This window comes from Enterococcus sp. 12C11_DIV0727 (assembly GCF_002148425.2).
Taxonomy (GTDB): Bacteria; Bacillota; Bacilli; order Lactobacillales; family Enterococcaceae; genus Enterococcus_L; species Enterococcus_L lemimoniae.
On the sequence record NZ_CP147248.1, the window covers coordinates 1,063,125 to 1,089,804 of the forward strand.

Annotated in this window: 22 protein-coding genes; 1 reads left to right on the top strand and 21 read right to left on the bottom strand. The window is 35.4% G+C overall.

From position 1 onward, the window contains the following. Window positions 1-116 precede the first annotated feature (116 nt). From A5866_RS05140 to A5866_RS05160, 5 genes are all read right to left on the bottom strand, one after another. Window positions 117-2,585 carry an HAD-IC family P-type ATPase gene (locus A5866_RS05140; protein ID WP_086444176.1) on the bottom strand — a complete coding sequence of 823 codons (2,469 nt, stop codon included), beginning with the start codon at window positions 2,583-2,585 and terminating at the stop codon, window positions 117-119. 517 nt (window positions 2,586-3,102) lie between these two features. Further along, window positions 3,103-3,930 (bottom strand): ammonia-dependent NAD(+) synthetase, encoded by an 828-nt coding sequence (gene nadE, locus A5866_RS05145; protein ID WP_086279018.1) that lies wholly within the window; start codon window positions 3,928-3,930, stop codon window positions 3,103-3,105. Between the two features lie 141 nt (window positions 3,931-4,071). Continuing rightward, window positions 4,072-5,544 carry a nicotinate phosphoribosyltransferase gene (locus tag A5866_RS05150; protein WP_086444175.1) on the bottom strand — a complete coding sequence of 491 codons (1,473 nt, stop codon included), beginning with the start codon at window positions 5,542-5,544 and terminating at the stop codon, window positions 4,072-4,074. Between the two features lie 82 nt (window positions 5,545-5,626). Next, window positions 5,627-6,037, bottom strand: coding sequence for a GtrA family protein (locus tag A5866_RS05155; protein ID WP_086444174.1), 411 nt, complete (start codon window positions 6,035-6,037; stop codon window positions 5,627-5,629). Window positions 6,038-6,259: 222 nt separating this feature from the next. After that, window positions 6,260-6,616, bottom strand: coding sequence for a DUF1827 family protein (locus A5866_RS05160; RefSeq protein WP_086279015.1), 357 nt, complete (start codon window positions 6,614-6,616; stop codon window positions 6,260-6,262). 156 nt (window positions 6,617-6,772) lie between these two features. Between A5866_RS05160 and A5866_RS05165 the strand changes: the two genes are divergently transcribed. Next, complete coding sequence (locus tag A5866_RS05165; protein ID WP_086279014.1) at window positions 6,773-7,531, top strand: MerR family transcriptional regulator; 759 nt, start codon at window positions 6,773-6,775, stop codon at window positions 7,529-7,531. A 131-nt stretch (window positions 7,532-7,662) separates the two neighbouring features. On the opposite strand, the gene A5866_RS05170 is transcribed toward A5866_RS05165, so the two are convergent. The 16 genes from A5866_RS05170 to A5866_RS05245 form a co-directional block, all read right to left on the bottom strand. Further along, complete coding sequence (locus tag A5866_RS05170; protein WP_086444173.1) at window positions 7,663-8,871, bottom strand: hypothetical protein; 1,209 nt, start codon at window positions 8,869-8,871, stop codon at window positions 7,663-7,665. Window positions 8,872-8,979: 108 nt separating this feature from the next. Next, window positions 8,980-9,831: an HAD family hydrolase gene (locus tag A5866_RS05175; protein WP_086279012.1), complete on the bottom strand. Its 852-nt coding sequence runs from the start codon at window positions 9,829-9,831 to the stop codon at window positions 8,980-8,982. Between the two features lie 218 nt (window positions 9,832-10,049). Beyond that, complete coding sequence (locus tag A5866_RS05180) at window positions 10,050-11,120, bottom strand: acyltransferase (protein ID WP_086279011.1); 1,071 nt, start codon at window positions 11,118-11,120, stop codon at window positions 10,050-10,052. After that, a complete protein-coding gene (locus A5866_RS05185) occupies window positions 11,120-12,151 on the bottom strand; it encodes a glycosyltransferase family 2 protein (protein ID WP_086444172.1) in 1,032 nt (343 codons plus the stop codon). The genes A5866_RS05180 and A5866_RS05185 overlap by 1 nt, the downstream gene beginning before the upstream one ends. Before the next feature lie 24 nt (window positions 12,152-12,175). Further along, the gene (locus A5866_RS05190) at window positions 12,176-13,855 is read right to left on the bottom strand and encodes a hypothetical protein (protein WP_086444171.1); all 1,680 of its coding nucleotides are present in this window, start codon (window positions 13,853-13,855) and stop codon (window positions 12,176-12,178) included. Window positions 13,856-13,877: 22 nt separating this feature from the next. Then, a complete protein-coding gene (locus tag A5866_RS05195; RefSeq protein ID WP_086279008.1) occupies window positions 13,878-14,615 on the bottom strand; it encodes a hypothetical protein in 738 nt (245 codons plus the stop codon). Beyond that, window positions 14,615-15,586, bottom strand: a complete 972-nt coding sequence (locus tag A5866_RS05200; RefSeq protein WP_086444170.1) for a DUF5067 domain-containing protein — start codon at window positions 15,584-15,586, stop codon at window positions 14,615-14,617. Before A5866_RS05200 ends, A5866_RS05195 begins: the two co-directional genes overlap by 1 nt. Further along, window positions 15,583-18,177, bottom strand: coding sequence for a YfhO family protein (locus A5866_RS05205; RefSeq protein ID WP_086444169.1), 2,595 nt, complete (start codon window positions 18,175-18,177; stop codon window positions 15,583-15,585). Before A5866_RS05205 ends, A5866_RS05200 begins: the two co-directional genes overlap by 4 nt. 73 nt (window positions 18,178-18,250) lie before the next feature. Next, a complete protein-coding gene (gene lepB, locus A5866_RS05210) occupies window positions 18,251-18,925 on the bottom strand; it encodes a signal peptidase I (RefSeq protein ID WP_086279005.1) in 675 nt (224 codons plus the stop codon). A gap of 22 nt (window positions 18,926-18,947) precedes the next feature. Continuing rightward, entirely contained in the window at window positions 18,948-19,688 is a 741-nt protein-coding gene (lepB, locus tag A5866_RS05215; RefSeq protein WP_086279004.1) for a signal peptidase I, read from the bottom strand. A gap of 26 nt (window positions 19,689-19,714) precedes the next feature. Beyond that, window positions 19,715-20,383: a hypothetical protein gene (locus A5866_RS05220; RefSeq protein ID WP_086279003.1), complete on the bottom strand. Its 669-nt coding sequence runs from the start codon at window positions 20,381-20,383 to the stop codon at window positions 19,715-19,717. 21 nt (window positions 20,384-20,404) lie between these two features. Continuing rightward, window positions 20,405-21,457, bottom strand: a complete 1,053-nt coding sequence (locus A5866_RS05225) for a DUF916 and DUF3324 domain-containing protein (protein ID WP_086279002.1) — start codon at window positions 21,455-21,457, stop codon at window positions 20,405-20,407. Between the two features lie 100 nt (window positions 21,458-21,557). Further along, on the bottom strand, window positions 21,558-22,370 hold the full coding sequence (locus tag A5866_RS05230; RefSeq protein WP_086444168.1) for a WxL domain-containing protein: 813 nt from the start codon (window positions 22,368-22,370) through the stop codon (window positions 21,558-21,560). 30 nt (window positions 22,371-22,400) lie between these two features. Then, a complete protein-coding gene (locus A5866_RS05235; protein WP_086444167.1) occupies window positions 22,401-23,204 on the bottom strand; it encodes a WxL domain-containing protein in 804 nt (267 codons plus the stop codon). A 4-nt stretch (window positions 23,205-23,208) separates the two neighbouring features. After that, window positions 23,209-23,553, bottom strand: coding sequence for an LPXTG cell wall anchor domain-containing protein (locus A5866_RS05240; protein WP_086278999.1), 345 nt, complete (start codon window positions 23,551-23,553; stop codon window positions 23,209-23,211). A 19-nt stretch (window positions 23,554-23,572) separates the two neighbouring features. Continuing rightward, window positions 23,573-26,644, bottom strand: a complete 3,072-nt coding sequence (locus tag A5866_RS05245; protein WP_086444166.1) for a hypothetical protein — start codon at window positions 26,642-26,644, stop codon at window positions 23,573-23,575. Window positions 26,645-26,680 lie beyond the last annotated feature (36 nt).

Consider the following 26,680-nt stretch of genomic DNA (forward strand, 5'->3'; position numbering starts at 1 on the left):
ATAACAAAGGTAAAAGCCTTAAATGAAAATGATTGTCATTCTTACTAAGTCAACATAAAAAAAGTGTGCAACACTTCCTCTTCTTGGAAATGTTGCACACTTTTTATTTTTATAGGTTAAATCACACGTTTCTTCTTTTTGATTTTTCTATTTTCACTTCTTTTTTCAACTTCATGTACTGCTCTAGTCATAAATAAAGAAATGTAGTTGAAAATTGATCGACTACCTAAAATCAACGGCAAGTAGAAGAGTACATTTCTTGTGAACAGTGAGGTCAACATAAAGAAATCGCCAAAGAATAGGAAACAAGCAATGAATGCAACCAATAGCAAACCAATCATGATTTGTTTTTTCAAATCAAGTGGTCGAGCTGCTTTTAATAACACTTGAAAACCAACACAGCCAGTTAGCAAGACGCACATCGTGGAAACATCTTGATGGGATAAATCAAACCAAATACCAGCTAGTTGCAAGACTAAAATATTAAAAACAACTGTTAAAGCGCCTGGAACTGAGATTCGCAATATATTCGTTAAAAAATGTCCTTTAATCCGTTGATAATTAGGTTCTAACGCCAAAATAAAGGAGGGAATCCCTACTGTTAAGGTATTGATCGGTGTTAATTGTAACGGCGCAAATGGATAAGGTAAGAATAAAAAGATAAATGTTACAGCCAGAATCGCTGAATAGATCGTTTTAACCATATACATCGATGCCACTCGTTCGATGTTATTGATTACTCTGCGCCCTTCATTCAAGACTTGAATCATTGAACTAAAATCAGAATTCAACAACACGACATCGGATACTGTCCGAGCTGCATCACTTCCACTAGCCATTGCAACACTAACATCCGCTTCTCTTAGTGACAGGATATCATTGACGCCATCACCCGTCATACACGTTGTATGTCCATTTTGTTTTAAGGCTTGAATCAACTCTCTTTTTTGATAAGGGGTTACCCGGCCAAAAACAGTTGTATTTTCAACCAATTCATTAAAATCTGCTGAATCGGAAATCGTACTCATATCGACAAAATTTTCTGCACCGGCGATTCCTGCTTGCTTCGCTATTTGTGCTACAGTAATTGGGTTATCTCCTGATATAACTTTTAGGGTAACATCTTGTTTGGCAAAATAAGAAAAAGTATCCACTGCATTCGCACGAATCGTATCCGCAATAATAAAAATCGCAACAGTCTCTTTTGTTTGTGGTAACTCCGGTCTAGTTAATTCTTCAGAAAAATGAACTAAGATCAACACACGATCTCCTTGCTCATTATAAGGAGCTAACTTTTCTCTTAAATCCGCAGGGACTTCTGAATAAATAAATTCTGGTGCCCCCATAACAAAAGATCCTTTTTCTTTAAACGTCACACCACTCCATTTTCGATCGGAAGAAAATGGAATCACTTCTTTGACTTGCCATTCAGTTTTAGCTGAAGGAAATCTCGTTCTCAGAACTTTAGCCGTAGCATTTTGATCGGATAAACCAGCCATCATTTCACTCATTGCACGTTCAATTTCACTAGCTGGAAAGCCTGCTTGAGGAATCAGTTTTTTAAAGGTCAACGTCCCATCAGTAATTGTACCGGTCTTATCCAAGCAAATCGTATCAACACGAGCAAGCGTTTCTATACATGATAGTCGCTGGATCAACGTTTGTTTTCTAGCTAAGTTAGCAGCACCGACGGCAAATGCAACACTCGTTAAAAGCATCAAGCCTTCTGGAATCATACTGATCAACGCACCTGAAACCCCTAAAACAGTTTTAGGAAATGACTGTGTCGACTGATACTGTGACCAAAAGAGCAATAAACCAATAGGAACAATGGCAAATGTTAATCCTTTGATCAAAAGATTCAACGAATTCATTAGTTCAGAAGTTGATGGTTTTTCTGTCTTAGCCTCTTTAGATAGTTTGGAAACAAAGTTGTCTTCTCCCACGGCATTGATTTTAACAAAGCCCAATCCAGCAGTAATAAAACTACCACTCATGATTTTATCGCCATTTTGTTTTGTGATTTTGTCCGATTCCCCTGTTAATAAGGATTCATCTACTTCCATTCCCTCTGCGTGTAAGACGATTCCGTCTGAAGGGACTTGGTTTCCTAAGGATAGAACCAAAACATCCCCTAATACAATTTCATCTTGAAAAATCTTTAGTAATCGGTTATCCCTTAAAGCTGTAACTTCTGTTTTATTGACGATCGATAATTTGTCGATCGTTTTTTTGGCATGGATTTCTTGAATCACACCAATTGCTGTATTTATGATAATGATCCAGAAAAATAAAGCATTTTTAGGATATCCCACAGCAAAAACTGCTACTGCCAAAAATAAGTTGATAAAGTTGAATAACGTCAATGAATTATCTAAAATAATTTGTTTTGTCGTTCTAGATAGATCTTCGACTTCCTTATTATATTTTCCTTCGGTATAAAGCTGTTCGACTTCTTGATCGGACAACCCTTTAATAGTGGTTGGAATCCGAATATCATTAGTGTTGACTGATTGCGTGTTTTTTTCAGATGAAAGAAACGCTTCATTATCTATATCTCTTTTTTTCCTAAACCATTTTTTCATATTTTCATTCACCTTTTTCTTGCTGTAATTAAATCTATTGTAGAGGAATTCATGGATTATTTCAGATAACTAGTTTAAGTTTACACTTTTTTTAACCATTTGCACAAAATGAAGGTACTCTGATCAAAAATTCGTGAAAAAAAGAAAGGCTAAATTTTTAGTCTTTCTTTTTTAGTCTTTCTTTTTTAGTCTTTCTTTTTTAGTCTATTTTTACTGGGAGTTGGTTGAAATTATGAATGTCTCACTCATAACAGAGTGAGACTCGTATGTTTTCATCGATTCCTCGACCCATTGTTATTTCAATCCACTCACTCACAACAGAGTGAGACTGTGAAAACAAGCGATTATCTACGAAAAATCAGTGACAATCACTAAATTTCCACATAAAACTATTTAAACATTAAAATAAAATGATAAAAAGCTCTAAATAGCACTTATATCTGTACTTTTTTTGGTGCGAATCTCCCAGTAATTTTATGGGCACTTAGGGTTCGCACCAAAATGAGCTGGTGATTTCTTATTTCCAGAAATCATCGAAAATAGAAATTGGCATGTGACGTTTATGCTGTGTTTTTTTATACCAACCTTCAATTGTTTCTTTGGCTTTCTCTGATACTGTTTTTCCTTCAACATAATCATCGATATCATCATAGGTTACCCCAAGTGCTACCTCGTCCGCTACTAAAGGTTTGTCGTCTTCTAAATCAGCAGTCGGGATTTTCGTATATAACTCAGCAGGAGAACCTAACTCTTTTAATAAAGCCTTGCCTTGACGTTTATTTAAACGGAATAATGGTAAAATGTCCGCTCCCCCATCACCAAATTTTGTGTAAAAACCAGTAATATTCTCAGCAGCATGATCCGTTCCAATCACAGCCCCTGATTTTTCGCCTGCAATCGCATATTGGACGATCATGCGTTGTCGTGCTTTCATATTTCCTTTATTGAAATCATTGATTGGAACACCTGACTCTTCAAGAGACAGAACACAGGCTGAAATCGCTGGTTTGATATTAACTGATAATGAGACATCAGGTTGAATAAAATCTAAGGCTTTTTTAGCATCAGCTTCATCTGCCTGTTCACCATATGGCAAACGAACCGCAATAAACCGATAGTCTTCATCTTTGGTTTCGTTACGCATCTCTTCCATCGTTAATTGAGCAAGTCGACCTGCTAGTGTCGAATCTTGGCCACCGCTAATTCCTAAAACAAACGTTTTTAAAAAAGGATATTTATATAAATAGCTTTTCATAAACTCAATACTTTTACGAATTTCTTCCTTTGGATCTATTTGTGGTTTGACACCTAATTCTTCGATAATGGCTTTTTGCAACGATTCCATAGAAAATTCCTCCTAAATTTAAGAGCTGAACGAGCTCGTTCAGCTCTGACAGGAAAATAGGGAAACATGTTTGTGACGCTTTTTGTCACAGGCAGATTTCATCTTTTTTCCTAGAGACTAGCACGCATAGTTAAATAATCGTTATTTCCCTTCACTTAATGCTTTTACATCTACACGAACTTTTTCCAGTAAACGCATTTTATGATTCCAACATTCGGTAGATAAATCGACTGGGTATTTTTGTGGATTAAGATCACGCTTGTACTCTTCCCACAAAGAATCAAGATTTTCTTTCGCATAACTTTTGATTTCTTTCAAGGTCGGCATTGTATACACTCGTTTGCCTTCGACAAAAATGTCTTGTAAAACAGCTCGAGCTTCAAAATCTCTAACGGTTTTGTTAATGAAGGTATGCACTGGATGGAACATATAGATTTCTTCTTGCTTACGAGGATCTTCATCCCATAATGTTACATAATCACCTTCAGATTTTTTATCTGATTTACGTGTGATCCGCCAAACTTGCTTTTTACCTGGCGTCGTAACTTTTTCTGCATTACTAGAAAGTTTGATCGTATCTTTCATCTGACCGTCTTTATCTTCAATCGAAACTAATTTGAATACTGCACCTAAAGCAGGTTGATCATAAGCTGTGATCAATTTTGTACCCACACCCCAAACATCGATCTTCGCTTTTTGCATTTTTAAACTTAAAATAGTATTTTCATCTAAATCATTAGAAGCAAAGATTTTCGCTTCTGTATAGCCTGCTTCATCCAATTGTTCACGTACGCGTTTGGAAATATAGGCCATATCCCCGCTATCAAGACGAACGCCTAGGAAATTGATTTTATCGCCCATTTCCTTGGCTACACGAATCGCACTTGGAACACCTGATTTCAACGTATCATAGGTATCTACTAAAAAGACACAGTCTTGATGCGTTTGTGCATAAGCCATAAAAGCATCATAGTCGTTTCCATAAGATTGTACTAATGAATGAGCATGCGTTCCACTAACTGGTATGCCAAAAATCTTTCCAGCTCGAACATTACTCGTCGCATCAGCTCCACCAATGTAAGCTGCACGAGTTCCCCAAACAGCCGCATCTAACTCTTGTGCACGACGTGTGCCGAATTCCATTAATGGATCTTCACCGATCACGGATTTGATCCGTGCAGCTTTTGTTGCAATCAGCGTTTGGAAATTGACCATGTTTAAAAGAGCCGTCTCGATCAATTGACATTGGGCTAATGGACCTTCTACCTGAATCAATGGTTCGTTATTGAAAACTAGGTCTCCTTCTAACGCGGAACGAACAGTACATTTAAATTCGAACTCTTTTAGATAGGTCAAAAAATCTTCTGGATAATCTTCAACTTCTCTAAGATAAGCAATATCCGTTTCTGTAAACGTCAAATTTTCTAAATAATCGACTAAACGTTCCAACCCGGCAAAAATTGCATAGCCATGGTTAAAAGGCATTTCTCGAAAATAACATTCAAAAACCGAATGTAAATCTGCTCTCCCTAATTTCCAATAAGTCTGCATCATATTGATTTGATATAAATCCGTATGTAAGGTTAAGCTATCATCATCGTAAACTTTCTTCATCTCACTGTGCCATCCTTTATTTTTTCTAGAATTGTAACTTCCATTGTAACAAAAAAACATTTTTTTTAACTAAAATCTGCTTTTAAGGTGTTTTTTTTTTAAAAATGAGAAACTTGCTGAAGAAGTAGTTCAATACGACAACTGCTACTTGGGTCACCATTTTTGCCCAAAAATCTGAGATATGCAGGACTTCGATCATCAAAATCATCAATGCCATATCCACTACAAAAGACAATATGCGATACCAATAAAACAGTAGCATTTCTTTCACAAAAGAACCAAAATCTTCATGATTACTGGCAAAAACAAAATATTTGTTTGTGAAAAATGCAAATAATACAGATAAAAACCAGCCAATCGTATTACTAATTTTATAATCGATCCCTAAAACATCTTTGCAAAGAAAGAAGACAAGGATATTCACAATAGTTGTCGCTACTCCAAAAACTAAATACGAGATTACTTCTTTATATTTATGAAACAATTCTTTCAACAGCTACGCATCCTTTCACTCTACTTAACATTTTATCAAAGTTAACATAGAAATCATACTGCTTTACTACATTTTTCATTTTTTCTCCTATTTGCGGGAAGATGAAACACTTGATAAATTCAGTTCACTATGCTGACGAAATCGAATCATTTTAACAGGATTTGCAAAAAAATAAAACTCCAGAAAAAGCGCTATTTCCACTTTCTCAAGAGTTTTACTTTTTTATGATGGCTCCACATTTTTCTGAATCACAATAATATCTTTTCTCGGAGCACTAAAAGAATAACCATTTTTCTGCATTTCATTTTTAATCCCAATATGCACAGTGACTTCTTCTCTCGTCGTATTTAAAAGTTTCTTGATCACATAATCAACTTCTTTTTTGTTGATCTTCTTTTTGGTATTGATCATGATGATATCAATTTTATCAAAGGCATCAGCATACACGATTTGTGTTCGATCCAATGCGTATAATTTAAAAAATTTAATTGCCTTTGTCCCAAAAACGAATTTAGTAATATTTGGATAAAAATACTCTAAATCTAAATTTCTATTGATCGGGGTTTCAATTAGTTTCATTTACTCAGCTCCTTTTTCCATAATAACTTTACATAAAAATTTTACTCTTTCAGCTCCGTTTTGTAAATCAAAAATTTATAGTTATGTTATGCTATAAAAAACTTGACCTTCACGTTAAGTAAAGGTTTATGCTAGATTCATACAGGAGGGAAAGAGATGGAATACACAATCAAAAAAATTGCCGAATTATCTGGAATCAGTACGCGAACGTTGCGTTATTATGATGAAATCAACTTATTAAAACCGGCACGTATTAATTCTTCTGGTTATCGTATCTATGGAACAAAGGAAATCGATAAGCTGCAGCAAATCCTTTTTTATCGTTCGTTGGATATGAAATTAGAGGACATCCAAACGTTACTTGGCACACCAAACTATGACCCCCAACACGCGTTACAGGACCATTATCAAAAATTATTGGAAAAGCGGCGACAAATGGATCATCTAATCCTGACTGTAGAAAAAACATTACGTTATCAAAAGGGAGAGCTAATCATGACCGACAAAGAAAAATTTATTGGCTTTAAACAAGAAAAACTACAGAAAAATGAAGCAAGCTACGGACAAGAAATTCGAGAAAAGTATGGGGAGGAAACAGTGGAAGCATCCAATCAAAAGTGGCTAAATCTAAGTGAAGCAGATTTTAATCAAATGGAAACTGCAGAAAAAGAACTGATCGACGCATTAAAAGTTGTGATGGAAACCAAAGACTATCACTCGCAAGAAGCAGAAACAGTCTTTTCAAAACACAAAGAATGGTTAAGCTATACTTCACCTACCTATTCAGCTGAAATGCACCGAGGCCTTGGTCAGATGTATGTAGCCGATGAACGATTTGCTGCTTACTATAATAATCGGGCCGGCGCCAATGCTGCACAAGCCTTAAATGAAATCATTCAACAGTTTGCTAACTAGATAATCATTAAGATTACTGAATACTATCTACTAAAAAAAAAACCTTCTACCTAAATGTACGAACCCTTTTGAAGTTAGATATTATCGTCTAACTTCGAAGATTACGACATCTTTGAATAGAAGGTTCTTTTTTAAATAACTGTCCCTTTTGTATCAAGTTCGATTGAACCCAGGATTTCTTGTACTTGTTGCGCTAAGTCAAGGTCATCCGTTTGAGAAGTTGCTGTTATTTCACACATGATCCAGCCATAATTATGACCTGTTTCAAAGAAATAAGTCGTATAATTGCTAGAATCTGGCTGACCATTTTTACTAGTTTTAGTGGTGATGATATATTCGTTTTTGAACAAATCAGGATGTAACGTTTCGTTAGTTTTTTTATCGTTTATTTTACCGTCGTCTTCTAGCACTTGACCTACAAATTCTGATAAGCTAGTTGCATTTGATACTTGACTCATGAGGATTGAAACATAGAGTGTGGGACTACTGAAGGCTTTACTTGCCAGTCCTTTTACTTCATCTGCTGATGACAATTCACCTTTTTCTTCATGAAAACGCTTTGGCAACTGAATTTTCAACGTTTCATTTTCATTGGTGATAGCAAGCTCACTAATCCTTACCTGCGTCTCTTGACCAATATTATCCTCATCTTCACCCTCAACCCCTTTTTCATATAAGGTTCGACCATCGTCTTGTAAGTATGTTTTTGCACCAAAATAAACTAACATACCTAGTACGGCTAGTAAAATAAGCGTTAAAACAGTAGTTTTGATTCTCCTTTTTCTACGCTTTGCAATAAAATTAGTATTTTTTAGTATTTCTTTTTTATAATTCGCCGAATGTTTGATTTGAGTGATATCATAGTAAAAAAATTGTAGTGGCTGTTCTAGTCCATTTTTATTTATTTCGCCTGTAAAACCGACCAACAAGGTATATTGTCTGATCTTTGACGGAAAATTTCGAGTGTTTTTCTTTTTCAATTTAACAAATAACGCCTGATCATCTGAAAAATAATACGCTTGGTCATCTTCTTGGATTTCAATCGACGTCGTTTTCTGAAACTCATTTGGTAACTGTTCTTTTATTTGCTGAAAATACGCTTCAAATGTTTCAGCTCGCAAATAACGGAACAAATAGACCACAATCCCCGCTTCAATTAAAAAGACTGCAATTAACAACCATCTAACGATTGATTCAGTGGCTCCAATTCCAATAGCGGTTCCCAACATGACCGCCAGCAGAATCAACAGATATTTTTGATAGGTTTTTAGATACAATTGTCGGATACCTGATTGATAATACTCTAAATCGTGTTCGATGTTTTCTTTATTTTCTTTCATTTATACTCCCCCAAAACGATAAAATAATTCTTTTACGTCAATGACCACGTATTTGTATGCCTATTCCACAGTTCTACTAACTATCGAATTTTTTTATATGAAACTACCTTATTCAATAATTTCTTCAAATATAAATTGCCCAACACCGCCGTCTAAACAGTCTCCAATAATTTTTTGACACTTTTCTTTGACGATTGGTTTTGCATTGCCCACTGCAACTGGAACATCGACAACGTCTAACATAGCCAAGTCATTTTCACCATCGCCAATACCATAACTGCGAGCTCCTGGATATTTTTTCATAAACTCATTGATTGCATTGCCTTTGCTACTTTTTGGATCAACGATTTCCAGACACTGAATAAATGAAGAGAAGACTTCTGCGCTATCACTACTTAACACGTCACGTAAAAGTTCGTGTTCTTGATCACTGGCTTCCATCAATTCAATTTTCATCACTTTTAATTCAGGATGTTCAGTCAGATAACGGTATGGATCGTCAACGTGCTGACACTGCTCTTTGAAAAAGCTTTCTTTGAAGTCCATGATTTGTTTTCCCATAGCGCCAATTGGTTCAAGTTTTTTTCTTAAAGCCAAAATATTTGTCTCGTATTTTTCAACTGCTTTTAAAATGATTCCTTCGTTCGTGTGAATATGATAAAAAATATTGCGCTCTTCTAAAGTAGCTATCACTCTTTCACACTCAGCCATTGATAAACAGTGATTATACTGCACTGGTTCGCCAACTAATTTGTAGCCGCCGCCATTGCTAAAGATAACATCACATTCACTATCTAACTGATCCATCAATTCAGTCAACTGTGCATACCCTCGTCCACTGATAAACACAAAATGATCCCCTTGCTTTTGCAGGGCATAAATTGCATCATAATTGACTTGAGGTACCTCGCCACCAAGATCTTGAAATGTTCCGTCTATATCACAAAATACTATGTTCATTGGTTGTTAAACTCCTTTTTAGCTTTAATGCCATTCTATTATTATTTTGAACGCTTCATTTCCGCTTATTCACTCGCCCTTTATTCAAGAATTGGTGTAATCGGAAAAATTCAATTCGTACATTTGAGTATAGCATAATAAACTTCTCGATGTTACTGCTCCTATTCAATTTATCTGCCAACTATAAACAAAAAATGATTGGAATATAACTCCTAGAGTTATAACCCAATCAACTGATGCAACTTTTCTCCAATTTTATCTGTTAAATTTGAAACTCGTAATAATTGAAATAACAGCGATCGAATAAAATCAATCAAAAGACAACTCAAATAAATCAAACTTGCGAATATCAACACTTGAATCATTGCCATAATAGTCGGCTCATTTACTAAAAAAATGAAACGATCTTTTAAGATAAAATAAAAAATGATTGGATGCGTATGAATAAGATAAACAGCAAAAGAATAAGGTACGACTTTTTCAATCACAAAAGAACGTTGTTTATTTTTGATTGGCGCTTTTAAAAATAAAATAAAGAATAAAATAGAACTTGCTATAATAAGCGGCGACACGTAATGGATAAACCAAACAGTATCTCTGGACTCTTCCAAACTTCCTACCATTGTTTTAATCGCAATCAGCCCTAACGATACACTATTTATGCCTAAGTAATAGTAAAGGATTTTCTTCTTGTTAATAGAGTCAATATCCACATGTAAACGAATAAATGCACCAATAAAATACATAAAAATCAGCCAAATCATACTATACCCTTCAGCCAAATTAAACGGATCCGCTTTAAATAGAATAGATGCTGAACCAAAAAGCACGATGACGGATACACCGTAAAGCATTTCTTTTTTTGTAAGTTTATTTATGGCTTTATTTAGTAACGGCATGAACAAAAATAAACCTGCATATGCCGAGAAAAACCAATAGTTTTTTTTGAATAAAGGAAATAATGAATCAGTATACATCGATAGTGGAACAATCTCGCCTAAAATAAAATAAGTAACGAGACTTATCATAACTGAATAAAAAAGTACTTCAACCCACAACTGAATAAATCGTCCAATTCGCCACTTTCCTTTACTCATAAAGTAACCCGTTACTAAAGCAAAACAGTTTACAGCGACAAAGCATATAATCTCTACTGCCCAAAAAAGATAATAGTTGAAACTACCAATCTGTACATTATTCAAAATTCCGCCATTTCCTAAAATATGTAGAATCAAAATCATAAACATAGATACCATTCGTAATAATTCAATGCCTAAATGCCTTTTCACTAATGACGATGCTCCTTTCTGATTCTCTTATTTTCTTCTATCAATGAAAAAATAGGGTTTCCCTCTAGTTTTTGTTCACTTAGTTTAGATGTCTCCGAACTTTGGGTATCATAATACGTGTCAATAAAATACAATGGTCGTTTTTTCGTTTCATTAAACACTCGACCTAAATATTCTCCAATAATGCCAAGCGAAATCAATTGAAGTCCTCCAAGAAATAAAATACCGATCATTAATGAAGGATACCCTGAAACATCTGCTCCTAAAAGAAGTGTTTGAACTAAAACGATCAGCATATATATAAATGCTGCGAATGAAACGATCCCTCCGATAACCGTTGTGATTTTCAATGGCAATGTTGTGTAAGAGGTGACTCCATTCATCGCAAGATTAAACAAAGCTGAAAAACGCCATTTTGTCGTTCCTCCAGCTCGTTCATCAGCATCATAATAGAGTTCCTTTTTCTTAAATCCGATCCAGCCATACAACCCTTTAGTATAGCGTTCATGTTCCCGAATCGTTTTTAGCGCCTCTACAGCTTTTCGATCTAGCAAACGAAAATCACCTGCATTCGGATAAATGTTTGTCTTACTCGCTTTTTGTAAAATTTTATAGTAACAAGCAGAAGTCCATTTTTTAAAAAAATGTTCCCCTTTTCGTTCTTTTCTGACCGCATATACATCTTCGTAGCCTTTTTCCCACCAAATAATCATTTCTTTAATTAATTCTGGTGGCTGCTGTAAATCAGAATCAATTACAACCACTGCGTCTCCTTTAGCATGATCGAAACCAGCCAACATCGCAATTTCTTTCCCATAATTTCTTGAAAGATCAAGCAGGGTGACTCTGTCATCCTTTTTTCTTAGCCCTAATACAATTGCTAAGCTTTGATCATTACTGCCATCATTTACAAAGAGGAAATCAAAACGATACGTAGAACAATCATCCGCTAATAAAATGAGTCGTTCGTACAGTTTTTCTAAAACAGATTCTTCATTCAAAAATGGAATGATCACAGTAATTCGCTTCATTTAGATTTCCTCCTGACTTGTTAACTATTCTTTATAAAAAAGGATGAAATCAGCATTTTCATTCACTGAAAAATCCTTTAAAAATGTTTTTTTCGATAAATCAGTTCCTTTGTGATACAGATAACCAACGCTTGTTTCATCCTTTTTTGTAGCCTCATTTTCATCTAAAAAAATATACTTTCCATAATAACGATAGGTCAGATTACTATTTTTATCATATGGCGTATCACGGCTAGCCTGATAACTCTCTGGTGAGATAGGATCATAAAAGCGGATGAAGATAAAGGTTAAGTCTTGCAACTGTTTCAAGCTAGTTCGCTCAATATATATTTTTTCTAAATTTTTTTCATTTCCAACCACAAGTATCTCTTCTAATGTGATCGGTGCCATATACGTGCTATCTTGCTGTTCTTCTTTATAGACAACATTATAGGTGTAAACATAGGCAACAAATAATATTGAGAAAAAGACAAATGTACTTTTGAAAACTGTCTTATTTTCTAATACCCCTAAACTGGCAAGTCCATATCCCATCATAATAATTAAAGGAAACATAATGACATTCCAATGATGGACAACAGGAACGATAATTAGCAATAAAGGAATGCTACATACAAACCAGCCCATCGTTAATTGACTCAACGGACTTTTCTCCTGCCGCATGTGGATCCAACCTAAACTAGCCAACAGTAACCCCGCCAAGTTGTACATAAAACCAAACCCATGTATTGAACTAAAGATCAAGCCATCTCTACCACTTAAAAGAAAACCCAAAATTCGTTGAAGATTACCTAAAAATGCGCTCCAAATATCTTTTTGAAATAAAATGGTCTGCCCTTCACTCTGACTACCGATCATTTTTGCAAATGTTATACCGTAAATAGTCAGGGTTTCATGCCGCACATACTGGACATATGCAAAAATCACGATAGGGATGATCGTAACGATTAAAATGGTCATTAATACCATCACTTGCCATCTATTTAATAGATTTTTTTTTAGGAAATAGCCTAAAAGAAAAAGTAAAAATACAGGTAAGAAAAACCACGTTGCTAAATAGGCATATGAAGTTAAACCAATCAACCAAATCCCTAGACTATAAAAAATCATCTGCTTGTTTTCTACTTCATTCATACCAACTAAAACTAGACAAACAGCAATTAATAATAAATGTGGCGCTACATTTGCATCCAAACCAAACCGACTAATCAACATATGCCATGGGTTAATGATCAGCATAAAGAAAATCGATACAGTTAACGTTTCTGATAGTTTCAGTCTTAATAGGGTCCATAATACTGTCAAAATCGTAAAAGAAGAAAGACAAGCCATTGCTAAACGAGTACTAACAAGAGATAATCCTAATAGTTTTACAAATGGTAAAGATAAATAAGTATAAAATGCAGACGGTCCTGTCCCGTACCCCATCAAGTAAATTGGCCACGAATTCAAGGCACTGTCTGTCCCATAATTGGCTAAAGCCCAGGTATCATATCCTGACATCGCTTCATCGATTTGGAGGCCAGGCAATTGATTGATATTAATAAAACGGGTAATTACTCCTATAACGAATAAAAAGAAAAGCATTTGTACAAACTGCTTGTTCTTTTTATTTTGTTCCCCTAGTATCCATACGCGCCGAAGAAAATCAGCTCCAACTCCAATAAACCCTATCATAACTGAATATAATACAATGACCGCCATTTAGTTTCTCCCTTTTATTCGTTTATTCCGTACGATCCACAATCGCAACTTGAAGTCCTTTCAATTCTTTCTTTTGACTGAATTCAGCCACTATAGACTGTGTGATTCGTTTTTTTTCTGTCATTTCCTCATCATTACTATAAACTTTTACTCGTTGTGCTGCTGGGCGACTATCTAATTCTTGATATGTTTTGCCAAAATTTTCAATTGAACGATCTGATATCGTTTTAGGCAAATCAATTATTTTAGCCGTTTCTTCTAACAGAGTATGAAATTTTTCTTTGGTAAATGCTTCTTTTTCTCCAACATTCACAATAGAAAAACTCTGAGTTCTTAGTCGAACATCTTTTTCTTCCCGCCTAAACAAATACGTAAATTCTACTGCAGCAACTGTTTCTAGCTGACTCTCTTTAGAAAATGGATAATAGCCTTGAATTCTTAATTCATCCCCTTCAGCATAAAGAGTATATTCGGAATCACCAGGTTTCACTCCATCTGTTGCCACTTCTTTTTCCATCAATGCCTCTGCTTGGGCTATCATATCTGGTACTTTTACTTTAAACTTGTCTTTCAACAAAGAGAGTCCTTCTTCTTTGCTGATGTTGGGATAATCAAATCGACCAAAAGGCTTTTCTCTAGTATCGTGCCAAAGTAGTTGTTCATGTTCTATCGAAGTTGTCTTTTTATTTGCTGAGCAGGCACTTATTATAAGTAATAAAATCATTGTTGCACACAAAAATAAAGTACGCTTTTTTTGCATTATTTCCCGCCTTCCTTTCCACTAACATTTGCAAGCGTTAAATGGACAGGTTCAGCATCTGTAAAGACCTCTTTAGAAGGTGTAAGTACTATATCCTTTGTCTTCTCTTTCAACGTATATATGACAACCGCCTCAAGACTTTTCCCACTGGGAATCGTTTGATTTTGTTGTTCTAATAGCTTCGTGATATCCACTACTTGATCATCTTTTTTAACGGTTCCTTCTTGTAGCTCTTGATCATTTTGAGTTACTTTAATCAACTCTTGCCATTTCTTTGGTGTGATATCATCTTGTTTCCCTTTGTTCGTAACCATATAACGAATCGCATAAACTAAAGTATCATTCTCTCCAGATAAATCCATTACACCTGTCACTTTTACGTTTAATGCACTTGAATCAAATAAAATTTCATCTTCATCTTCAACAGGACCTTGATCTTCTTTTTCTTTGATGGAGTATGCGGAAGAATCAATGATATCAACACGTTTCTCATGTTGACCATCATCAGCAGAATAAAAATCAAAATGAACCAAGCCATGTTCTGTCTCAATATAATAGAGATGTAACCAAGTAGAACGTTTGTCAAACGTAGTATTTAGTGTATATTTATAGGCTTTATACTTGCCAACTTTGGTTTCTTTCATATATATATCTTTCGCTTTATAGTTATATAGCTTTGCCAGTTCTTTACGCGTTCGTTCACCAAAATCAGCTAAATCAACATTCTCTTTACGGGAAGCTAAAACAAATAAAGTAGAATTACTCTTTTTATCCTTCGCTCCAAAAACAGCGGACTTATTATAAGTTGCTTTATAATCTTTGGTAACTTCCCAAGTACTCGGCAATTGAAATTGATATTGAATTCCATCTGCTTCAAAGTATTGTTTTTTATCCGATAATTTTGCCGAACAACCACTGATTATGAATAAACTAAAAACGAAAATTGGGAAATACCTGATTGCTTTTTTCATTCCTCTTTCTCCTTCTGTATATAAATCTGTTGTTTCATTTTCTTCCTTAGCCACCAGTTGTACACTATAAAAAGTAGAATACAACTAATAAATAATGAAAGACCGATTCTAAAGCCTTCAGGTAAAAATACTAATTTTACGGTATGTTTTCCTTTGGGAACTGGCAGCGCTAAGAAAGCATCTTTAAATGTGGGAATCTCAACTCTTTTACCATCAATATAAGCTCTCCAGCCTTTGTCGAATGGGATAGTTGTCAAAACAACCTGATCTTTGGACAACTCTACTTCTGCTTCTGAAGTTCGACCGCTAGTTTCGAACGAAACACCATTTTTTTTGATTGTTTTCATCATATTCTCAAAACGATCACTATTTAAAAACATCGCTTTGGGTTTAACCAGTTGTACAACATTTTCACCAGTGAATACAACCTGGACTTCAACCGTTTTGGCTTCTTTATAATAGCCTAAATCATAATACTGACCGCTGGAATCCAGACTCCCATGACGCTGTATCCCATTCACTTTCGTAATAATATCCACTTCTGTTCCTTTACCATATAGACTTAAATAGGCTTGGGAACGCTCCGGAACATCAATTGAATAGGTCAACTCACGATTGGTATTTGCGGTTCTTGAATAATAAACGCCACCTTCTTGTTCTTCTACTTTGACATTGTTTTCTTTCACTGTCTCAACTTCAGCAAAAGAAAAAATATTTGATTCGTCCCCAGATAGGTATTGCATTAGTTCTGTTTGATTTTTTACAGCATTTTTCTTATAAATCCCCTTGTCTGTTAATATACCTAGAGGCATTGCAAACTGATTTTCATACAAGGTATAATCTCCTGCTGTTTTTATCGCTTTATAGCCATATTTTCTTAAATCTTCTTTTGCTAAATTGTATTTTATTCCTAATAAAGCATCCATAATCAACGTATTATTTTCATATTGAATCGTCAAATTAGTTCCCGCTGAACGAAAGCCTAACTGATCTAGATACTGAGAAGAGTGACGATTTCGAATAGAAGAAAACATTGTAACACCGCTATATCCATGAATAAAACTTTCATTTCGAGATGTTGCATCAACATTTCCTACCCGGTATAGACTAGTGTTCTCATTTTTGGTTGTCTCGATCAATGTATTGATATCAGAAAAATGATCATCATAAGCTCTACGATCTGGATAATTCCATTCTCCTGCAATTCCTTTTACAATTCTTTGTGCATTAATCAACTGTTCTCCAATAAAAACAAAAGAAAATAGACATCCGATCAATACCAAACGTTTCGGCCACTTTTGAATCAGAACGCCTAATAGCACATAGAGCAAGGCAACAGTCAATGTAGCAAGTAACGTTTTCTGATCCAAATACTCATATCTTTTACGATTTGCTACAAAACTGATCAAAACATATAGAAAAATCAAGCCCAACACAACATTAACCAAACGATTGAAGTCATCCTTGGTTACCTGTTCTAATCCAAAGCCGGCCAATAAAAGCCCTAAAAAAGAAAACAAGAAACTAAAACGAAATAAAAACATATAAGGAGAATGCATTCCATGCCAAAAAAGATTCATCGGCTCAATATAAACACTTGCAATCAATAGAAGAAACAAACTTCCATAGATCAGCTTATTTTTAAGCGCGATTTTTCGACTTGTAAAATAGAAAAGACAAAAAATCAACCCTAGCATCCCAAAATAAATAAAAGGTGCACTCCCATATTTACTAGTATCGTAGGACCCTACCATGGTTTTTGCTGGAATATCCCAGATATCCATCCCTCTTGTTAGAAAGCTATAGATAGGTGTTAATCCCTCACCATTGTTTTTCAAGTCTAATAATGTTGGCAAAATCGTGACCATCGACGCACCACCTGCAAGTAGCGACGTTATCAAGTAAGGAACCAAGCTTGCTTTAAATCGCTTAGGCTCTGTTAAAAATCGACAAAACACATATAAAAATGAAAATACGCCAACCATAAATGCCATATAAAAGTTGGATAAAAATAGTAATAAGTAACTAATAAATAATAGCGCCGGTTTTCGGTCATCCATTAAATAATGAATCCCTAAAATAACTAAAGGTAAATAGATTAATCCATCCAACCACATTTGTTGCGGCGAATAGGCAATACTAAATCCGCACAAAGCAAAACTAACACTTAACATTATTTTTGCAATTTGCGGCAATTTAAATAAACGATCACTCATGATCCAAAATGTACCGCCAATGACTCCGAATTTGAGTAGCAAAATCAAATACAGTGCATCAGGAATATGTTGATTATCAAAAAACGCAACAACAAAACTAAAAATGCCGTTTATGTAATAGGCCATAAATGACCAGTAATTCAATCCTAAAGAACCATACCATGTATAAAAAAAACTTTGTTTCCCATGTAATGTATTATTAAAACTTGCAAAAAAATTAGAAGTTTGAGATAACGCATCACTCGCTAAGACTGTTCTTTGACTAGTAGGATAAATGCCCATCATTAAGTAGACTACTGCCATTATTACGATGGGAATGAGTACACTTAAAAGAAATGCCCAACCTTTTCTTTTAAGCCATATTTTTAGTTTCATACCATTTCTTCCTCCTATGTACAAATTAACTGTGGTGCGGTATCGCTTTGTGGCTATTATTTTTCATACTTTATCAGTGCACTAATCCCATTTTGTTGAATGGAAAGTAGCGAAATACTACTACGCCTTCAATCTGTTTTTCTTCAATTAATCCAAGGGCTCTACTATCTTTGGACTCAGCGCGATTGTCTCCTAATACAAAATAGTTCCCTTTTGGGATTGTGGAAAGCCCCGCTAGCTTTAAAGCTACCTCCTCATGAACCAATACTTTAAGCGTGCTATCCGGCAACATGCTGATAATAAATTTGGGAACTTCATCTTGTTGCCACGGTGCAGCATTAGATGGACGAATATAAACCGCATTTGATTCTGTCCAAATTTGGTCCCCTGGAAGTCCTATTATTCGTTTGACATAGCTTGGGTCATTTGGAATCTCAGGATCAAATGTCACGATCTCATATCTTTTTGGGGATGTGTTCTTTTGTACAATAATTCGATCATTATTTTCAAAAGTTGGTGCCATTGATTTCCCTGAAACACGATGGGTTTTAAATACAACTAAAAAAACAATAACTAGTATAAGTGCAAAAAACCAAAAGCCTTCTTTTAGCCAACTTCTTCTATGCTCCAGCGTATTATTTTCACTTTGTTTTTTTGGTAAATTTAGTCGTTGTTCTCTTCGCTTATTTGGACTTAAAGTCGTTTGCCGTTGTTTTCTTTTCTTTGAGAAATGAGGTCCTTTTACCATATCCATTCCTCCTATCTCTTCCTTAAAATGATGTTATTTGATGCATCGGTGATATTCTTACTTTTACAACCCCTAAAATATCTTTCTTCTCAACCCAGCCATAATTACGGCTATCTGCAGCATAATGACGATTATCTCCCAAAACAAAGTAGCTATCTTTGGGCAAACGGCTTTCATCTGTAACAGTTCTCAAACTGAAGTTATCCGTCAATAATCGTTGCTCCACCTTTGCTTCATTTAGTTCTTTCTTCAAAAAGCGTTCTACAATTGGCTTTTGATCAACCAATAGTTGATCGTTTTGATAGGCTATTTCTTCTTCAGGTAAACCAATCACTCTACGGATCATCGTTCTTTTGGTTCCTGGTTCCCTGATATAAACTAAATCAAACCGTTTAATTTCCTTCGTTTTTCTGACAATCACCCGTTCACCATCGTTTAACAACGGGGTCATTCCATAGCCCTCAACCGATGGAAAAGAAAAAAGCAATGACTGTACTACAACTATCAATCCTAATAAAAGGGATAAACTCACAACTAATTCTTTTACTAGTTGCTTTTGCTCTTCTCTTTTACGATCAATATATTTTTTTGTGGGTCTTTTCTTTCTAGAAGAAGACTTCTTCGTAGGTTCATTCGACTTTTTACTTTTTCTTTTCTTTTGATCGACTACATTCTTTTTGCTTTTTTTTGGTTGACTTAATTCCCTGTTAGGAGTTGCTTTTAGCGACTGTCGTCTAACTTTAGTTTTTTTTGTCTGTTTCATGTTGTTTCCCTCAGCAATCAGTTCCCTTACCCTTTTCTTTTTAATGCTGATTCATTCACTCTAAAATACTTGAAGACTTCTTTTTGCTGCTGCTTCATTTTTTGAATATCTTTTAAATAGCCATCAATCGTTTCTTTATTTTCTAATTGTTGTTCTGATAGACTATGGAGATTCATCCCTAAGTTTTTCATACTCACGTTATAACGGGTCAATAATCGCTTTCCTTCTTCCGATAGTCCGTCAGAAACAGATCGATTGCTATAGGTTACTATTAAAGAACTAATTTCCAGATATGCTTGATATTCCTTTTCAATACTTCCGCCATCTCTCATTGTCTCCAACTTTTTTTCGATATCTTCCGACATAAAATAACCTTGAACAACTCCTTTTGCATCTTCAGCTGTTAAATGGGTCATCTGATAATATCGAGAATAAAAAGCACTTCCAGACGCTATAATCACGAACAGTAAAAAAATAAAAATATTTCGATCAAATTGTTTCCGACGTTTTTCCAATTGCTTTCGCTCTTTTATCCAACGTTTTCGTTTCGCTTTGTTTTTAGGTCGTTTTTGCCACTTTGCTTTCTTCAGTTCTTTTCGAATCGATAAAGAATAGAAAAAGAAAAAAAAGATAAACAAAAAACTAAGCGTCGCAAAGGAAAGTTGTCCAATGAAAAACCAGTCTAATAGACTCATATTACGATAACCTCCTTAAGCTTATTTTTTCTTTCTCTTCTTATTTCCTTTCTTTTTCTTCTTATTCTTATTTACCGCTCGAACGATAAAGAAGATTGCTAAGAATGCCAGAAAAATACCCGCACCAATCAAAGCCACTAGTTTCCAATTAATTCCTGGTTCCTGAATTAAAGAGACATCTTGAGCATTATATTTATCAGCTTCTTCATTGGTAATTTTAAAGTTTTCTGTCCATTCCCATTTTTGGTCACCACTTGTAACCAATATATGGGCCTTATAATCCCCTGCGACCATCTTATCTCCATTCATTTCTAAAGGAAATTCAATCATAGAATTTGGGGCCATCTTCATATCAGCTTTTTTTGTATCATATAAAACAGCATCTGAATCTTTTGCCATTACTTCCATTTCTACTGTCATGTTATTTAAAAATTCTGGTTTTATATTTGAAAAATTGACAAATACACTGTTTCGATAGTTTGACAATCCTGCATAAACTTTGTTTAATTTTAAATCATTTGTTACTTTCTCATCTGTTTCCTGCAAAACCATTGCAACTAAAAATGCATACTCATTGACTACACCTTTTGCTTTTTTATTTGCTTCTTCCTCTTCTTTTGTTGGTTTGGATTTCAAATAAATTCCACCAACGATTTTTCCATCATAGCTTGTTGCTGGCATCGTGATGGTTAGCTCTAAGGGCTTTGTTTCATTTGGAGCCAAGGTTACTTCTGACGGCCCTTTAACAATGTCTTTAAAGTCATGTTTTAAAGATGGGTCATTTTTCAATGCACTTGGTCCATATTCTAAAACACCATTTGAATTAGTTTTTACCCCATTTAAGGAAACTTGAATCGTTTGTTCTTGATCTGCACGATTCGTTAACATTACTTGGACCGTTTGTTCCTGCCCAGGTGTCATACGTAAGTCAAAATAACGCCCTTCCCCTTTTTGATTTTCAGGTAGCACAGTTTCATATGCAAATTGCAATTCAGCATATGCATCTCTTGAAAAACCAAAAAGTGAAACTATGTATAAACATAAAAAGAGACTTAATAAAATTCGTTTTTTCATGTACTTCGTTGTCCTCTCTCTTCCATCATGAAAGAATTCACCGGCAAACCACCGGTGAATCTTTTAATCTACTACTTGTTAAATTATAGTAGCCTTCGTATTACATTGGTGTTTCTGAAAGTGTCCAAAGAATTGTTGCTACGTATTTACCATCACGGATATCATCAGCTTGGTTCGCTGGAATGCTCAATTCGATTGATTCTTTATCAGAATTTGCTGGATTGATTACATCACCAAAGTAAACAGCGTATTTTCCACGACCTTTACCAGTGTTGTTTTCGTTAACTGTAAGCAATTTAGCTTTCGTATTTTCAGCTAAATGAAGTGTTGGTTGTAGACCACTTGTACTTGGTGCAAGTGCAAGGTTATCTTTATGAGCTTCTAATCTTGTATTTTTGTAGTCAATTGTTGCTCCCTTAATACTTCTTGTTTTGCTATTTGCAGTATCTTCAAATTTAAATGCGCCTTTGCCATCTGAATCAACAAGTGTAGCTGACAATTCATACGTACGATCATCTACAAGACGATCATCTTTAAATTGAACCCAGTTTGCTCGTCTTGCAACGTGGTCATCAGCTCCTACTTTATTGGCAGTTGTTGGTTTTGCCCAAGACTTGATAGCACCTGTTGTTGCTTGTTGTTCGTTAAAGACTAATTTTGACATCCCTTGAACAACGAATTCACCATCTAATAATTTAGTAGGGTCAGTATCAGTTGTTGATTGAGAACTTGTATCTGGTGGTACTACCCCACCTGTAGAATCATATGAACCATAAGTAGCTTTAGTGAATTGGATTTCACCTTCGCCTGCTTTTGAATGATCTGGTGCTGCTTTTGTTGCGCCTGGTGCTGCTACTGCTACACCTAGTACAGCTAATAACGCTGCACCACATAATTTGTGTGTTAATTTCATTTGTGTTTCCTCCTAATTTTTTTGTTCTATTTATGGTAACTCAGCTAATACCCAAGTTAGCACCGTTGAATAAGCGCCTGCTTCTTTCTCAGTCGCCCCTGGCACAGAGAGCGTAACTGCTCGGTTTGTGTACACAGGTTTTTTAAAGATCGGATCTATTATTTCTTTACCTGAACCGTCTTTTCTTATTTCCAATGTATTTGGACGTTCATTATGATTTTCTTGTGATGCTCCAAACACAATACTCCAAGTTCCTGCCCCTTTGCCCGCTTGTGCAACAGCTAGGTTATACGTTTCACCTACATTGCTCATACGAATAACTTCTTTTGATACAGTCGGTGCTTTGGTCAGCTCTCTTGAAGAATTGACCCACGTTTGATCAAATGATATCACTGCACCTTTCAATTCTGCCCCCAATTTAGTGGTATGCTTAAATTGATTCTCCTGTCTGACTTGCAACGTCCAGCCATCTGAATCGTCTCGATAGTCTGATACTTGCACAAAATTTCCACGAGCAGAAGTATCACCATGAAATAGTTGTGCATTTACAGGAAAAACAGTATTTTCATCTGATATCATTACTGTACTAAAATTCAGTTTTGGAGCAAAATCAATCCTTAAGTCTCCTTCAGTTTGTGGTGTTTCACCAGGATCAACTTCTACTTTTGGATTTTCTGGATCTCGGATAATTGAATTTTCTTCTTTATACCCTTTTAGCTCAACTTCTGCATCTCCAGATAATGAAGCGTCTTTAGCATAAGAAGTCTTCGTATTGCTAAGTGTAAACAGAAGGGATCCAAGAAGAATAGCGGCAAGAAATGTTTTTTTCTTCAATTGCTTATCCCTCCTTTTCACTCGCATCTTTTTTTCTTTTAACAAGATAAAAGATGACTACTAAAGCAGCTAAAGCTATTCCACTAATCGTCAAACTCTTCATAACAAGTTCGCCTGTTGAAGGATATTTGCCAGTTGGCTTTTTAATCAGTTCACTGCTAGAAATTGTTGATTCTGAAGGAGTTGTGCTAGAACTTGAATCACTACTTTCAGCAGAAAAAACAATCTCACCATTTGTTTGCACTGCAGCTTCTTCTCCGTATACAGAAGTAGCGAATATACCCAAGATTCCTCCCGTTAAAGCGAGTAACATTAGGCCAATATACAAATTTTTTGCTTTCTTTATCATTGACACTCTCTCCTTCGCTTTAAGGAAGATTTGGCACTTCACTTAATGTATAAACAATTTTTGCTCGATATTCGCCTAACTGTTTGACATAGTCTCCTGGAACTTCAACTTTGAAGCCTTTTCCTTTAGCTGTCCAAGTTTGGCTAATGTTATATTTCGTATCTGAATAGTTATCAGGTGACGTCAATAATTGATTCTGATCTACTGGAAAACTTTTTTCAGTTGTTCCACCATCGTTATAGCGTAAAATTCCTGAGAGTGTTTTATTCGAGCCGTCAGTTGTTTTAAAATCTTCCGTTACTTTGGCATATAAATACCATCTTTGTTTTGTTGCGCGTGTATCTGTAACAACTAAATCCTTATCGGTTTTAGCACTTTCAACTCGAAGTTCTTTTGCACTGGCTTCATTCATCTCAAAATCAAGTAAAGACGGTGCCGATGTGATTAATAATGTTCCCTTGTAATGGAATTCAATCGTTGAAATTTCTCCGTATTTCCCTTTGACAGATGTTGGTAATGGTTCTGGTAATGCTTGACCATCAACAATGATTTTATCTAAGACATACCCATCAAACGTTTCAGGTGTGATATCAAATGCTGTACCATCTTTTTGAGTAGTGATTGCATCACGATCTGGATCCATTTTCACATCATTATTAGTTTCATCTTTTTTCCTATAAAGAACATTTAACTGGCCTTCACCAGCGATAATAGCTAGCGAAGTTTCATTTGATGTTTTCGCTGCCTCATCTCCGGATACTGTATAGGTTTGTTTTAACGTTTGCAAAGTTGCATCTGCAGCAATTTCAACTTTATATTTGATGATTACCTGATTTTGATCCAAATCACCAAGATTGATTTTAAACGCTCTTGTTATAGGATTAAATTCAACTTTATCTGCTGCTATTGGCATACCATTAACTGTCACACTTGTTGGATCAGGTACGATTTTATCAGGAAAAGGTGTGTCAACTTGATAAAAAACGTTACGCCATTTCGTAGGTGCTTGAGCAGTATTTTGAATCGTTGCTGTATACTCAGTTTGTCCACCTAAGGGGACAGTGGTTGGATTAACAGCAAACTTTGCATTGACCACGGGTGTTCTTAGCTTGGTATATTTAAATGTGACTTTTTTATTCGTTACGAATTTAGCCGTCACTGTTAACGGATCGGTTAACTGCGCTGGTGTCTTATCCACTCCATCTACTAATACAGCCGTAGGAATATAACCTGAAATTGCTTTTGATGTAGCCAGATATTCCTCATCTGCTTCACCACTTGGCAACGGACTCGTTGTTGCGATTACCGCGCCTGTTTCTGCATCTAAATGTTCGATGTCTAAATCAAATATAGTTTGAGTTATCTCAATCTTTACTGTAATTGGTGTTTCAACACCTTTGGCAGAAGTCATGATCAATGGTACATCTACAATATCCCCAGGTTGTTTAGCACTAATATCTGGTGGCGTTCCAACGTATGAAACTGTAACCGGACGATCGATTTCGTTTCCTGTATCAACATCATATGAAGTAAGTAAGTCTTTAGCATTTGGATATGCTGTAGCAATACTTCCCCCCATCGGGATTTTCACATCCGTTTTGGCAACGCCATAAGGAACACCTTCGTAGAGAACTTTTGCCTTCGTTTGATCATCTTGTACAACGACTTCAGCATTTAGATCACCAGAAAAACGATTCAGATAAGTATAATGAGTGGTCGTTGTCGTTCCACCCAACTCATAAATCATATGAGCATCATCTTTTCCGCCAACCTGGTAATTGTGATCAACTTTATTAAATTTGAATGTAGCGTTCTGTTTGGCTTCTACTTTTATCTCTAAAACAGAGCCGTTAAATTCATTCGTTGTCGGATCTTTTGCAGTCAGAATAACTCTGCTGGAATTCATTGGATCTATGGCGATAGTAAATTGACCTGTCTTTTCGACAGTTTCTCCCGTTCCAAACTCATACACTCTTACTTTACTTAAATCAATATCATATTGACTTGGAACCATTGTTTCGATTGAAAAAGTCGTATTTCTATTTTCAAGCTTGTTATCAGCAACCGTTTGTAAAATTGAATATTTGATTCTGCCATAGTCAGCTTCTGTATGAACAGCACTATTTTTTTCAGCAAAAATAATTGGTTTAGCTGGTGCTATTCTGGCAAGAGACTCTGTACTATACATAATCCCCATCGCACCTAGAGCAGTACCACCATTTCCGTTACTGTATCTTTTCTCCATGGATGTAGCAAAAGACTGGCTTTCAAAAAGTTGCGTTAATCTACTGGCTGGTGCATTAACTGTAGTTCCGTTACCAAAAAGTTCAAGATAATTTGGTTTGCTAGCATCCTTATAACCGATCCATGTAGAATCCAAAACAAACATTTTATCAAAATCATTATTGAAAGGCGTGGTTACGGCCTTAGCTATATTGATATTGTTAAAATTCCATGTTCCTTTATAATTCAGCTGTTTTTTTGTTTCACTATCATAAAACTCGTAGTGATAGGAAGCATTGTCCTCAAACGTATACGTATCATTGATTTTCGATGCACTTCTTGTAGTACTTCCTAAGAATAAAAATGCCTCACCCCAAGTTTTAGTGTTTGGAATGATCGTATTTACTGTGGAGTTAATATCAGAAAAGTCAACCGCAACAAAATTGAAGTATGGACTATTCCCGCTACCCTTATCTGCAAAATCCATCTGATCAATAACTAATTTCAAATCTACGCTTCGCCCATTGTACATCCCAGCATTTCTGATCCAAACTCCCTTTTCGCTTGCCACAGTATCATTATGAAAGCGATAAGACTTCGATAGATGAGAATCATATTCGATTGTTTCAGCCTCTCCGAATGGTTCATAAGATGTATATTGTGTTAATTTAAACATCGAACCATAATCTCCATCGATTTCAGAAATAGCTGAATTTGCCCCTGGAACAATATTTACCCCTGGTGCTGTCAGAATATCTGAGTAACCTGAAGGAGGTGCCGCTTGGATCTTGTTTTGATGACCATAAAATATGAAATAACCAACGCAGAACAATATAGACATAAATATGGATAATCTAATTTTTTTCATTGTTTCACCTCCCTTATATAAAAGATTACTGACTCA

Bases quoted from the DNA above. Each gene is read 5' to 3' on its own strand.
- lepB (WP_086279005.1), bottom strand. From the start codon at position 18,925: ATGGTAAAAGGACCTCATTTCTCAAAGAAAAGAAAACAACGGCAAACG.
- nadE (WP_086279018.1), bottom strand. From the start codon at position 3,930: ATGGAATCGTTGCAAAAAGCCATTATCGAAGAATTAGGTGTCAAACCA.
- A5866_RS05175 (WP_086279012.1), bottom strand. From the start codon at position 9,831: ATGAACATAGTATTTTGTGATATAGACGGAACATTTCAAGATCTTGGT.
- A5866_RS05200 (WP_086444170.1), bottom strand. From the start codon at position 15,586: ATGAAAAAAGCAATCAGGTATTTCCCAATTTTCGTTTTTAGTTTATTC.
- A5866_RS05165 (WP_086279014.1), top strand. From the start codon at position 6,773: ATGGAATACACAATCAAAAAAATTGCCGAATTATCTGGAATCAGTACG.
- A5866_RS05140 (WP_086444176.1), bottom strand. From the start codon at position 2,585: ATGAAAAAATGGTTTAGGAAAAAAAGAGATATAGATAATGAAGCGTTT.
- A5866_RS05220 (WP_086279003.1), bottom strand. From the start codon at position 20,383: ATGAGTCTATTAGACTGGTTTTTCATTGGACAACTTTCCTTTGCGACG.
- lepB (WP_086279004.1), bottom strand. From the start codon at position 19,688: ATGAAACAGACAAAAAAAACTAAAGTTAGACGACAGTCGCTAAAAGCA.
- A5866_RS05160 (WP_086279015.1), bottom strand. From the start codon at position 6,616: ATGAAACTAATTGAAACCCCGATCAATAGAAATTTAGATTTAGAGTAT.
- A5866_RS05150 (WP_086444175.1), bottom strand. From the start codon at position 5,544: ATGAAGAAAGTTTACGATGATGATAGCTTAACCTTACATACGGATTTA.
- A5866_RS05245 (WP_086444166.1), bottom strand. From the start codon at position 26,644: ATGAAAAAAATTAGATTATCCATATTTATGTCTATATTGTTCTGCGTT.
- A5866_RS05190 (WP_086444171.1), bottom strand. From the start codon at position 13,855: ATGGCGGTCATTGTATTATATTCAGTTATGATAGGGTTTATTGGAGTT.
- A5866_RS05230 (WP_086444168.1), bottom strand. From the start codon at position 22,370: ATGAAATTAACACACAAATTATGTGGTGCAGCGTTATTAGCTGTACTA.
- A5866_RS05170 (WP_086444173.1), bottom strand. From the start codon at position 8,871: ATGAAAGAAAATAAAGAAAACATCGAACACGATTTAGAGTATTATCAA.
- A5866_RS05185 (WP_086444172.1), bottom strand. From the start codon at position 12,151: ATGAAGCGAATTACTGTGATCATTCCATTTTTGAATGAAGAATCTGTT.
- A5866_RS05240 (WP_086278999.1), bottom strand. From the start codon at position 23,553: ATGATAAAGAAAGCAAAAAATTTGTATATTGGCCTAATGTTACTCGCT.
- A5866_RS05205 (WP_086444169.1), bottom strand. From the start codon at position 18,177: ATGAAACTAAAAATATGGCTTAAAAGAAAAGGTTGGGCATTTCTTTTA.
- A5866_RS05195 (WP_086279008.1), bottom strand. From the start codon at position 14,615: ATGCAAAAAAAGCGTACTTTATTTTTGTGTGCAACAATGATTTTATTA.
- A5866_RS05225 (WP_086279002.1), bottom strand. From the start codon at position 21,457: ATGAAAAAACGAATTTTATTAAGTCTCTTTTTATGTTTATACATAGTT.